Below are 13,133 nucleotides of genomic sequence, written 5' to 3' on the forward strand. Positions count from 1 at the left end.
TTCTGTTTTCCTTGGAGTGAGTGTATGAAAAAACGAACATTTGGTATCTTATTTTTCTTGTTAATAGCAATAGTTGGTATAGTGACTCTTCCGTACAAATGGAGTTTTGTCTTCTACGAACAACGAAATACATCCCCTATCGCTTATCTTCCGTTAGAAAATGACGAGTCATTTCAAATACGCTATACTCATTCTATCCACTTATCTGACGTCCTAGAGACATACCTCATAACAAAAGAAAAAGATATACGTGTTTATGGTGTAGAATACGAAGATTTCGCGATTGGAATGCCTTCAAATGCAGGAGAAGGAGAGACATTTGTCGAAAAAGATGGCAAATATGTTATTACGGGAATGAAAACGGTGATTCCTTCCTTCGATATTTTAGTTGGAGATGTCGATCGAGATTTATATTTTCTTTATAATGGGTATGAACATAACATGAAAGATTTCTTAGTAAGAGGGAATACATACACTTTACAACTAGACAAGCTTTCATTATTTGATCAATGGAAAGGGGAAAACATGCATGGCGGAGAACAAAAATCAGCATCTTGATAGGCCGGAAGATTTCGAGCAACTATCAGCAGAAGAACAACAAGAGATTTTACAGAAATACGATCCTGAATCGAATACCCGAGATTTAAAAGGGGTCATGCTGAAAGTTGTCTTTTTCGGACTACTTGCTTTCTCTTTATTTCAATTATACACGGCAATCTTTGGCCAATTCACTGCCTATTTACAACGTTCCATCCACTTAGGATTTGCGCTATCGCTAATCTTTCTTTTATTCCCCGCAATTAAAAAAGCAAAAGGGGAAAAGCGAAATAAAATCCCGTGGTATGATTATGTCCTTTCAGGACTATCGATTGTCGTTGGTGCTTACTGGCCAATCATGTACGATGAACTAGTCTTTCGAATCGGGAATGTTACAACACCAGATTTAATCGTCGGTGTGTTAGCAATCGTTTTAACACTAGAAGCTACTAGACGAGCAGTTGGATTACCGATTACGATTATTTCGAGTGTATTTTTATTTTATGCATTTTTCGGTCGGATTTTCCCAGGATTTCTTGGCCATCGTGGTCAAGACTTAGATAATATCGTGCAATTAATGTTCTTTACATCTGACGGTATCTTAGGTACGCCAATCGGTGTATCTGCAACGTTCATCTTCGTCTTCTTGCTATTTGGTGCTTTCTTAGTGAAAACTGGGTTAGGACAGTATTTTAATGATCTAGCTGTAGCTTTTGCAGGACATTTAATAGGTGGACCGGCGAAAGTAGCGATTTTCTCAAGTGCGTTGCAAGGAACGATTTCAGGAAGTTCTGTTGCAAACGTGGTAACTTCAGGTTCTTATACTATTCCTATGATGAAAAAAATGGGGTACAAAAAAGAGTTTGCCGGTGGTGTGGAAGCTGCGGCTTCGACAGGTGGACAAATCATGCCTCCTATTATGGGTGCAGCAGCATTCCTGATGGTTGAATTCATCGGTGGTGGAATTGAGTACTGGGATATAGCAAAAGCGGCAGCTATTCCTGCATTATTGTACTTCACTGGAATATGGATTATGACGCACTTTGAAGCGAAGCGTGTCGGTTTAAAAGGTCTACCGAAGGAAGAGATTCCAAATCGAAAAGAAATTTTGAAAAAGATATATTTGTTAGCACCAATTTTTGGGATTATTGTTTTCTTATTAATGGGAATTCCTACAATGCAGGCAGCATTATATGGAATCTTGTTAACGATTATCGTCAGTTGGTTTGACAAAAATACTCGACTTAATTTTAAAGATATGATTGAGGCATTAGTTGATGGTGCGAGAACAGCTCTTGCAGTTGCAGCAGCAACGGCAGCAGCAGGGATCATTGTAGGTGTTGTTGTAAAGACAGGGCTAGGCTTAAGTTTAGCTAATGGACTTGTATCTGCTTCTGGCGGAAGTATATTACTGACATTATTTTTTACGATGATTGCTGCAATCGTTTTAGGGATGGGTTCTCCTACAACGGCTAACTATGTTATTACATCGACAATTGCTGCACCAGCGATTATTACGTTATTGATGCTTGATATGCCAGATGGCGCATCGGTTCCACTAGTTATTGCATTATCTGCACATTTATTTGTGTTCTATTTTGGAATCATTGCGGATATAACGCCACCAGTTGCACTTGCGGCATTTGCTGCGGCAGGGGTTTCAGGCGGAGATCCAATTAAGACGGGTATTACGTCTGCTAAACTTGCCATAGCGGCATTCATTATTCCTTACATGTTTGTATTGTCTCCGGAGTTATTAATGATTGATACGACAGTTCCACAGCTTATTTGGGTGTTATTCACAGCCCTTTCCGGAATGATTGCAATCGGTGCGGGAATGATTGGTTTCTGGTATACAAAAATGTCCTGGATTGAGCGAATACTTGCTGTTATAGCAGGATTACTGCTCATTTATCCAGAAGGAATTTCAGATATTGTTGGCTTAGTTATGTTTGCTGCATTATTTGCATTCCAATTTCTTCGTCGTAATAAAGACAATCCTATCAATACAGCAACTGCTTAAGAAAAAACCATGTAGACTCGAGAAAAAATCGAGCCACTACATGGTTTTTTTCTTGCATGTTAAGCATCATTTCTCAAAAGAAAAATGGAGATATATGTCGTCTAATTGGATACAGGTAAATTAATTCGTACGGTAGTTCCAAGGTTTACTTCACTATCTATCTCTATCGTTCCTCCGTGTTCTGTGATGATTTTTTCAGAAATCATCATTCCCAAACCTGTTCCTTTTTGCTTTGTCGTAAAGAACGGTTGAAAAATTTGTTGAAGAACATCTTTTGTCATTCCGATTCCCTCGTCACGAATTGAAACTTGCACTGTTTGAGGTGAAATTCGACTTAAACGCATTTCTAGTGTGCGACCGCTTTCGGTCGCTTCGATCGCATTTTTAATTAAGTTGATAAACACTTGTTTTAGTTGATTTTGCTCTCCGTACAATTGTATATCTTTTTCTTCCAAAACTAGCTTTCCTTCAATTCCATGCAAATTTAGTTCAGGTTGGAATAATAAACAAACGTCTTTTAACACATGATCTAACATGAAATGACGACGAATAATAGCTTGCGGTTTAGATAACACAAGAAATTCTCCAATGATTAAATTTATTCGTTCGAGCTCCGATTGGATTACTTGTGTATATTCTTTATATGAATGATTTGGATCGGAATTCATCATTTGCATAAATCCTGAAATGACCGTCATCGGATTTCGTATTTCATGTGCAACTCCAGCGGCTATCTCTCCGGCGAGCTGAAGTTTCTCGGATTGGATAATCATTTTTTCCGTTTCTACTTTATAGGAAATATCTCTAGAGATGACGGACATAGCGATCATCTTATCGTTTCGATCAAAGATGGGGGACAATGAAATTTGGGCATGGAAATAAGTACCATCTTTTTTCATGTCAATCGTTTCAAACATATCAAAACTTTGACCGCTACGAACTTTTTCTACTCGTTTGTTTGCTTCATCTAAACGTTCTGGAGGAATTAATGGAATTTGTTTTCCAATACATTCGGATCTTTTCCATCCGTATAATTCTTCAAAAGCAGGATTCACATCGATAATATTTGAGTCTAAATCGAATACAGCGATGCTATCTCGCGCATTTTCAAAAAATAATTGTAAATACCCTTCTTTTGAATATAGGGCACGTGTTAATGATTCACGCTCCAAACGCATTTTCTTCCAATTGTAGTAGGATAAAATGGATTGAACAATAGCTGTAAATCCGATAAAGATTACGATAAGTGCAGGAAAGAAGTGGCGACCGTTTTCGACGAATAGAAAGGTGGAGATTGTCACGACAATTCCTACAATGAACAGAATAATAAAGAGCAAGTACTTATGTCTATGAAATATTAACTGCTCCAATTCTTCACCTCATTTTTCGTTTCTATTCTTCATCATACATGATTTTGTAGTGTCAGAACACGTGGAAATTTGGTATGATGAACGGTAGACGTTGAAATAACTGGAAGTTTGGGTAGAATGGAGCGAAGTTCATGCAAACAGCGGATCTTCTTAATAGTATTGTATATAAAAAAATAATCGGAACGCTTCCGACAACAATTAGTGATGTAGCAATCGATTCGAGAAGTGTCCAATTTGGGAGTATGTTCATTTGTATCAAGGGATACACAGCAGATGGACATGATTTCATTCCTCAAGCGATAGATGCTGGAGCAAAAGTGATTGTCATTGATCAAGATCTAGAATTCTATGATGATCGTATTGCTTACGTGTTTGTGTCAAATACGACACGAGCTGCAGGGTTAGTAGCTGCGAAGTTTTTTGACTACCCATCTAAAAAAATGACTTTGTATGGTGTTACAGGAACAAATGGTAAGACAAGTGTAAGTGGAATGATTTATCATTTGCTTCGTAAGTTTGAACATAAAACAGCTTTAACAGGTACAATTGGCTTTACCTTAAACGATGTCCTATACGATTCAATGAATACGACCAATGATGTGTTAACCACCCAACAAATGATTCATCAAGCGGTTTCAGAACGGTGCAGCGATATGATTATGGAAGTGTCGTCACACGGCTTGTCATTAGGGCGTCTAACTGGTGTTGAATTTGATGTCGCAATTTTTACGAACTTAACGCATGACCATTTAGATTTCCACGGAACAATGGAACAATATGGTCACGCAAAATCCTTATTATTTTCTCAGTTAGGACAAGATTTAACACAAGATAAGCACGCCGTATTAAACGTGGACGATGCGTGGAGCGAAAGATTGATGGAAGTCACACCATTTCCTGTGTGGACATATGGCTTGGAAAATAAAGCAGATTTCCAAGCAATCGATATTCAACTTTTACCTGATAAAACGACTTTCACGATGGTGACACCTTTTGGTAGTTTTCCAATAGAGATGAAGTTACTCGGAAAATTCAATGTGTATAATGCGTTAGCTTCTATCGCTGCACTTTCTGCGAAAGGATACCCAATAGAAGAATTGGTCCTTTATTTACAACAATTACATCCTGTAAAGGGGCGCATGGAACGGTTAGAGACTGGTTATCCAATTTCGATTTATATTGACTACGCTCATACCCCGGATGCGATTGAAAAAGCAATTGATGCTATTCGTCCAACCATGACAGCAGGAAAACTTATTTTTGTCATCGGTACTGGAGGGAATCGTGACCGTACAAAACGCCCTATTATGGCAGAAAAAGCGTCGAAAGCAGACTATGTCATCTTAACAACGGATGATCCACGTTTTGAATCGTACGATACAATTTTAGATGAGCTTAAATCCGGAATGGTTCATCCTCATTTTGCTTGTATTGGCGATCGAAAAGAAGCGGTATACCATGCCGTGGAGATTGCAGATGTTGGCGATACGATCATATTTGCTGGAAAAGGCCATGAAGATTATCAAATTATTGGGAATGAAAAAACACCACATTCAGATGGAGATTTGGCGCTTGAAGCATTAGCGCAGAAATTTGCGATGAAACATTGAGATCAATTGCAAATGCGGTTAACAAAATATGAACAAAGTGGGAAATAGTTGTGATTATACGAAGATTAGAAGTATGACTACCCCACTTAATTTTTCACTAAGGGATACATTGTATAGTGGTAAGAAAAAGGAGAAATTAGTTTGCAAGAGACATTAAAAGATAAAGTAAACGCAAGACGAACATTTGCGATCATTTCGCATCCCGATGCAGGGAAAACAACGATGACCGAAAAGTTACTCTTCTTTGGAGGAGCTATTCGAGATGCTGGTACGGTTAAAGCTAAAAAAACAGGAAAGTTTGCTACTTCAGATTGGATGGAAATTGAAAAGCAACGGGGAATTTCTGTTACATCCTCTGTTATGCAATTTGACTTTTTAGGCTCTCGCATTAACATTTTGGACACTCCTGGACACCAAGACTTTTCAGAAGACACATATCGAACTCTAATGGCGGTAGATAGTGCTGTCATGATTGTGGATGCAGCAAAAGGAATAGAAGCTCAAACGATTAAATTGTTTAAAGTTTGTCGCCTCCGCGGAATTCCTATTTTTACGTTTATTAATAAATTGGATCGACAAGGGAAAGAGCCATTAGAATTAATGGAAGAATTAGAAGAAGTACTAGGGATTCAATCGTACGCGATGAATTGGCCGATTGGGATGGGAAAAGAGTTTTTAGGCATTTATGACCGTTACCATCATCGGATTGAACAATTTCGTGCAGATGGTCAGGATCGATTCCTCCCATTGAACGAAAATGGTGAATTAGCAGTCGACCATTCCATGAAACAAACGTCGTATTATACGCAAGCGCTGGACGACATCATGCTTTTGAATGAAGCAGGAAATGAATTCGACGCAGAGAAAGTAAAAAATGGAGAAATGACGCCTGTATTTTTCGGGAGTGCATTAACGAATTTTGGTGTTCAAACATTTTTAGAGACTTATTTAGAGTTTGCTCCTACGCCTCAACCGCGAAAAACAAATGAAGATGTCAATGTAAATCCAACAGATGATGAATTTTCAGGTTTCATTTTCAAGATCCAAGCTAACATGAATCCTGCCCATCGAGATCGAATTGCATTTTTGCGAATTGTTTCAGGTAAATTCGAGCGTGGAATGAACGTTACTCTTGCCCGTACAGGCAAAGCGTTTAAGTTATCGAATTCGACTCAGTTTTTAGCAGACGATCGTGAAGCAGTGGAAGAGGCTGTAGCAGGGGATATTATTGGTTTACATGATACAGGGAATTATCAAATTGGTGATACGTTAACTGGCGGGAAAAAATCATTCCAATATGAAAAATTGCCGCAATTTACACCGGAGTTATTTGTGAAAGTAACGGCTAAAAATGTCATGAAATCAAAGCATTTTCATAAAGGGATCTTGCAATTAGTGCAAGAAGGTGCGATTCAATATTACAAAACGCTTCATACAGAAGAAGTAATTTTGGGAGCTGTTGGTCAACTTCAGTTTGAAGTATTTGAGCACCGAATGAAAAATGAGTATAACGTGGAAGTACGTATGGAGCCGATTGGATCGAAAATCGCTCGATGGATCGAGAATGAAGGCGATGTAAAAGAATCTATGTCTAGTCCTCGTAGCATGCTAGTTCGTGATCGATTTGATCGCTATGTTTTCTTATTTGAAAATGAATTTGCGATGCGTTGGTTCCAAGACAAAAATGACTCCATACAATTGTATAGCTTATTGTAAGGAACAAGTTAACCGTGAAAAGTCCTGTAAGATGGACTTTTCACGGTTTTTATTTCGACCGATGTGAACGATTATAAAATCGTATTTTGCCTTTATATCATAAAAATTCAGCTGATAGAAGAATGAAAATAGCCAATGGACGGTGAAAAAAGAGCTTATAAATGTCCATTTAGCGCTGATGTGCCGATTTCCTTAGTGATATTTTGTTTATCACGTTATCCATTTGATCAGCGGCAGAAAAAAGGAATTGATAGAAGTCTAAAGCTTTGGGAATGCTATTAAAACGGCTAAACTAAAAATAGTAATTTATTGATATTAACCGCCTGTGCACTCGCAAGAAAGTTAACAGGGTAAGTCTGTTATTATAAGAGTATTTTTCTGAAAATTAAGGTAAACTAGTACTATTCGAATAGAGGGGGAAACACGAATGAAAAATGATTGTGTACACTGTGGGATTTCGTTTGATTTTTATGAGAAAGGTAATTTTTTTGTAGAAGGAGATTCTATTGACGGTTACCTCGATTCTTCTTTCACAAAAATGAACGATTACATCGCATATAAGCCATACTCTTCTTTAGAAGAAGTGGGAGAAGAATGGAAAAAGTACGAAACGAGTAATAATGTAAGAATCGGTTTGTCGAGATCTACGAAACCAGAACGTTTAATTGACCCTTCTACCTTTATGACGCGGATGCAAGAACGGGAGACCGTTTCATTTATTCAACGAGGAGCATTAACGAGCTTTTTACAACCAATCATCTCAATGGGAGATGAGGCCGTGTATGGATATGAATCGTTGCTTCGAGCTGCAGGAAATGATCATACTTTTTCACCAGGGAAGTTATTTCAAGTTGCTCAAAAAACAGGATTGCATTCTTTATTAGACCAACGAGCGCGAGAAGAGGCTGTCAAAGCTCGTCAAGATAAGGTAAAAGCGGGAGTCAAAAGTTTTATCAACTTCCTACCTTCCACTATTTATAATCCAGATTTTTGTTTACAGCATACATTTCGTATTGTAGAAAAATATCAAATTAACCCAAGCGATTTAGTTTTTGAAGTAGTTGAAACAGAAAAAATTGAGGATGTCCCGCATTTACAGAGAGTGTTAGAACGTTATAAAAAAGAGGGAATGAAAGTAGCGCTTGATGATGTAGGAGCCGGATTTTCGACGGTGGATATGTTAGAGCGATTACAACCTGATTATGTCAAGATTGACCGTTCGTATATTGATCGATGTGATGAAGATGCAGAGAAGCAAGAATTTTTACATAGTACATCTGATCAAGCAAAAAAATTGGGTATTATCACATTAGCAGAAGGAATTGAACGGAAAGAAGAGTTCGATTTATGCAAGAAAATTGGTTTTGATTTAGCACAAGGCTATTTTATTGGGAAACCTGCCGCTCAACTGGTAGAACTTCGATAAACCTTGAATCTAACGAGAATGAAGGGAAGCATGCAGCATGAAAATAAGTGATTTTTCCATCAAACGTCCAGTTTTCACTATGGTGACCATGATTCTCGTTTTGGTTCTCGGAGCCGTTTCTTTTTTTAAGATACCAGTAACTCTCATACCTGAGCTTAATCCTCCAATCGGTGTAGTCGTAACGAATTATGCTGGAGCTAGTCCAAAGGAAGTTAGCGAAAAAGTCACGAAACCGATAGAAAGCAATTTAGCCACTTTGCCAGGAATAAAATCGATTCAATCTGTTTCAGAGGAAGGATCAAACTTTCTATTAATGCAGTTCGACTGGTCAACCTCCATAGAGGATGTTGAAATGGATATTTTACAGCGAATTGACTTGACTCCAATTCCTGAAGGTGCTGAAAAGCCGCGATTTTTGAAATTTGATCCATCGCAGTTTCCGATCATTCAACTTTCCCTTCGTTCAACGGATGCGTCCGTCCCAATTTCTTCCCTTGCCACAGAACTAGAGCAAGAACTTCGACGAATTGACGGAGTTGCAAGTGTCAATGTTTCTGGCAAGATTACAGAAGAAATTCAGGTATTGTTAAACCAACAGCAATTGGTGAAGTATGGCGTTGGTCAATCGGACATTATCGCTGCGATCCAAGGTAATAATCAATCACTGCCGGGTGCGCCTGTAGAAACGGATGATGGCTTACGACTTACGACCCGTGTTATTAGTACATTAACAACTGTCGAAGATTTGGAAGGACTTGTTGTATTTACAAACCCTGCAACAGGAAAAAACGTTCGTCTTTCAGATGTAGCGTCTGTTAAAAAAGCACTATCAGAACAGACATTGATGACAAGAGCAAACGAGCAAGATGCAGTGTTGATGTCTGTCCTTCAAGAATCGGGATCGAACACAGCAAGTGTCTCAAAAGCTTTTCAAGCTTCTTTAAAAACGTTATTACAATCAAAAGAGTACGAGAATGTTCAAGCTGATATTTTATTTGACCAAGGGGACTATATCCAGCTCGCCATACAAAATATTGGATCTTCCTTATTATTTGGTGCTTTGTTTGCCATGGTTGTTCTATTCTTATTTTTACGTGGGATTCGAAGTCCGATTATTATCGGTGTTGCCATTCCATATTCGGTTATTGTTACGTTCGTGTTAATGTTTTTTGCGGATTTTGCCATCAATATTATGACGCTAGGAGCATTGGCGCTTGGAATAGGTATGCTAGTGGACAATGCGATAGTGGTGATTGAAAACATAGAGCGCCATTTAGCAATGGGCAAATCAAAACGACAAGCAGCTTCAGATGGCACGAAAGAAGTTGGAGGCGCCATTATAGCTTCTACTTTAACGACAGTGGCAGTATTCGTTCCTGTCGTGTTCATTTCAGGGTTAATTGGCCAATTGTTCAAAGAATTTGCCTTAACCATTTCATTTAGCCTTATCGCTTCGTTAGTTGTTGCACAAACAGTTATTCCGATGGTTGCATCCAGAATTTTGACAACCCCTAAAGGAAATTTAGACGCCAGAAGACGTCGTTCTAAGGCATATGGGAACTTCGAACGATCGATACAATGGTCGTTGCGAAATCGGTGGGTTGTTATTGGACTCACGACAATTTTCATGGGTGCTTCTATCTACGGACTAACGAAAGTAGGAACAGAATTCCTACCCGCAACAGATGAAGGATTCGTAAGCATTTCTGTTGAGTTGCCGAATGGATCTTCCACAGACAAAACAGATGAGACCGTAAAAGAAATAGAGAAAACGTTGGAACAAGAAAAGAATGTCGACGTTTTTGTTAGCATGATTGGTGGTACCCAACAAGGTGCATCTCAAGGTACGTCAGAAGCAAACAAAGCAGAACTTTACGTAAAATTAGTGCCTTTAAGTGAACGGGAAGAATCTGTGTTTACTTTTGTGGAGCGAGTAGAAAAGAAGGTACAGAAAAATGTGTTGAATGATGCAATGGTTTCATTTAATTTACAAACAACTGCAGGTTCAACACCTAATACATTGTCTTTTACTGCAACGGACTCGAATGAAAAAGAATTAAAAGAAGCCGTTCAAGAAATTCAATCCACTTTAAGCTCACTTCCACATGTTCGAAAAGTAACAAACGATTTAAATGATACGGTGAAAGAAATTCAAATTGAGGTTAATAGAGAAGAAGCGAGAAAAGTTGGTCTATTACCTGCACAAATCGGTCAAATGGTGCAATCCATTACGAAAGGCGTCATGGCAACTCAAATTGTCTCTGAGCAGGAAGATGTTTTCGGAGTTAGAGTCGCATACGACCCTGACGTAATAAAGAGTGTAGCAAGTTTGAAATCATTACAATTGAAAACTCCGAGTGGATCTTTTGTGCCATTAGAATCGATTGCCGCAATTACGACAGAGAATGGACCGGTTTCGATTAAACGATATGATCAAGCTCACTCTGCTTCCTTCACGGTTGAATACGAATCTGCGGTATCGCTTGGGGAAATTTCAGAAGAAGTCGATCGAGAAATTGAAAAACTTTCCTTATCAGAAAATGTGGAATTAAATTTCAGTGGGGATCGAGAGTTATTTGAAGGTGCTATTGACGACATGATATTAGCTCTTTTACTTGCAGTTATTCTAGTCTATTTAGTAATGGCTGCTCAGTTTGAATCATTTGTGTATCCTTTTGTCATCATGTTTTCAGTGCCTTTGATGATTATTGGTGTAGCAGCAAGTCTTGTCATAACGAAGACTCCAATTAGCATTACAGCTGTCATTGGATTACTCGTGTTAGTCGGAATTGTCGTTAACAATGGAATTGTGTTGGTAGACTATATTCTTCAGCAGAAACGTGCAGGAAAATCTACTGCAGAGAGTTTAATCATTTCTGCAAAAGATCGTGTTCGTCCAATTTTAATGACCGCTCTAACGACTATTTTAGGATTAGTCCCATTAGCACTGGCGCTAGGTGAAGGAACCGAGATAAATCAACCAATGGGAATTGCGGTAATTGGTGGATTGATCAGTTCGACATTTTTGACGCTGTATATTATTCCTATTATATTTAGTTTCGTCGATTCTGAAACAAGAAAAAAAGTCTTTTTGGATTAAGGGGTATAGGGATGCAAACACCATTTATGACAGGTTTTCCAGGGTTTATTACCACTCAACTGATTCATGAATTAATTCGCCAGAAAAAAGCGACGACATTTTATTTGTTAGTGCTCGAAAATCAAATGAGTTTAGCGAGAGAAACGATTTCGAAAATGGAGTTACCTGAATCGGTCCATCTGCATCTTATAGAAGGAGACATCACGCAGTTTCAAATGGGGCTAACGGATGAGGATTTAGGACTTGTAAAAGAAGAAGTTGATGTCGTCTGGCATTTAGCAGCCATTTATGATTTAGCTGTTCCAAAAAATATTGCATGGAAAGTCAATGTTCATGGTACTGCCTCTGTATTAGAAACGATTCAACATTTTCCACATCTTAAACGACTGATGTATTTTAGTACGGCTTATGTGGCAGGAACAAGAACAGGTCTTTTAAAAGAAACGGAATTAATTCGTCCAAAATCTTTTAAAAATTACTATGAAGAGACAAAATTTGAAGCGGAATTAATGTTGAAAGAAGAATACGCAAACATTCCTGCCACCGTTATTCGTCCTGGAATAGTTCGTGGACACTCTAAAACAGGTACAACGATCAAATTTGATGGTCCGTACTTTTTCTTGAATATGATTGAACGATTAAAAGGATTACCGGTAATTCCTTACGTTGGAAAATCGTCGAGCTATATAAATGTTGTGCCAATTGATTACATTATGGAAGCGGCGGTCTACTTAAGTGAATTAGAAGCAGCAAATCATCAAACTGTCCATTTAACGGATCCAAACCCGCATCCTGTGGAAGAAGTGTATCGAAGAATGGTGCAGTTAGTAACTGGGAAATCCCCGAAAGGACGTTTCCCGCTGGCTCTTGCTAAATCAGGTTTAGGGGTAAAAAAGGTGAGGCAAATGCTCGGTGTCGAACAAGAAACGCTCGATTATTTAACATGGGATGCGCAGTTTGATACAACTGTTGCAGAAAAGTTATTACAAGATAGTGAAATTACGTGTGCAGATTTCATCGACTCGATGGAGCCTATGGTGCAATTTTACGTAAAAAACAAGGACCATAAAAAATATCATGTCAAAATCGAATAGAGTTAGTTGGTATAGCTCTTTGCTCAAGTTCATCCGATGAAGCAATGTTCGAATGTTTACATTGACCGTATTTGTGGTAAAATAAAAGAAGATTAAATTTCATACTTTGACATTTGTCAAAGGGGAGTAGCTATAGGGAAACCTATTTCATAGTCGTCATTACATGACTTCGTCATCGGCTATGATAGCAAATAATTTTGCTTAGCAAGACCTTTGCCTATTTATTTAGGCATGGGTCTTTTTATTTTGGTCAAGAA

The 13,133-nt window shown here is 38.3% G+C and carries 8 protein-coding genes; 7 read left to right on the forward strand and 1 reads right to left on the reverse strand.

Annotated features, from left to right (window positions below):
• The first annotated feature begins 24 nt into the window (after nt 1-24).
• On the forward strand, nt 25-558 hold the full coding sequence (locus D3873_RS03825; RefSeq protein WP_119882785.1) for a DUF1850 domain-containing protein: 534 nt from the start codon (nt 25-27) through the stop codon (nt 556-558).
• Entirely contained in the window at nt 530-2,560 is a 2,031-nt protein-coding gene (locus D3873_RS03830; protein WP_119882786.1) for a TRAP transporter permease, read from the forward strand. The genes D3873_RS03825 and D3873_RS03830 overlap by 29 nt, the downstream gene beginning before the upstream one ends.
• Before the next feature lie 101 nt (nt 2,561-2,661).
• On the opposite strand, the gene D3873_RS03835 is transcribed toward D3873_RS03830, so the two are convergent.
• Nucleotides 2,662-3,930, reverse strand: a complete 1,269-nt coding sequence (locus tag D3873_RS03835; RefSeq protein ID WP_119882787.1) for an ATP-binding protein — start codon at nt 3,928-3,930, stop codon at nt 2,662-2,664.
• A gap of 131 nt (nt 3,931-4,061) precedes the next feature.
• On the opposite strand from D3873_RS03835, the gene D3873_RS03840 reads away from it, so the two are divergent.
• The 5 genes from D3873_RS03840 (at nt 4,062) to D3873_RS03860 (ending at nt 12,876) form a co-directional block, all read left to right on the forward strand.
• Entirely contained in the window at nt 4,062-5,540 is a 1,479-nt protein-coding gene (locus D3873_RS03840) for a UDP-N-acetylmuramoyl-L-alanyl-D-glutamate--2,6-diaminopimelate ligase (protein ID WP_119882788.1), read from the forward strand.
• Between the two features lie 141 nt (nt 5,541-5,681).
• Nucleotides 5,682-7,256 (forward strand): peptide chain release factor 3, encoded by a 1,575-nt coding sequence (locus D3873_RS03845; RefSeq protein WP_119882789.1) that lies wholly within the window; start codon nt 5,682-5,684, stop codon nt 7,254-7,256.
• Between the two features lie 427 nt (nt 7,257-7,683).
• Nucleotides 7,684-8,682, forward strand: coding sequence for an EAL domain-containing protein (locus D3873_RS03850; protein WP_119882790.1), 999 nt, complete (start codon nt 7,684-7,686; stop codon nt 8,680-8,682).
• 37 nt (nt 8,683-8,719) lie between these two features.
• The gene (locus D3873_RS03855; RefSeq protein WP_119882791.1) at nt 8,720-11,782 is read left to right on the forward strand and encodes an efflux RND transporter permease subunit; all 3,063 of its coding nucleotides are present in this window, start codon (nt 8,720-8,722) and stop codon (nt 11,780-11,782) included.
• Nucleotides 11,783-11,793: 11 nt separating this feature from the next.
• On the forward strand, nt 11,794-12,876 hold the full coding sequence (locus D3873_RS03860) for an SDR family oxidoreductase (RefSeq protein WP_119882792.1): 1,083 nt from the start codon (nt 11,794-11,796) through the stop codon (nt 12,874-12,876).
• Nucleotides 12,877-13,133: the final 257 nt, after the last annotated feature.

Source organism: Paenisporosarcina cavernae (assembly GCF_003595195.1).
GTDB classification, from domain to species: Bacteria; Bacillota; Bacilli; order Bacillales_A; family Planococcaceae; genus Paenisporosarcina; species Paenisporosarcina cavernae.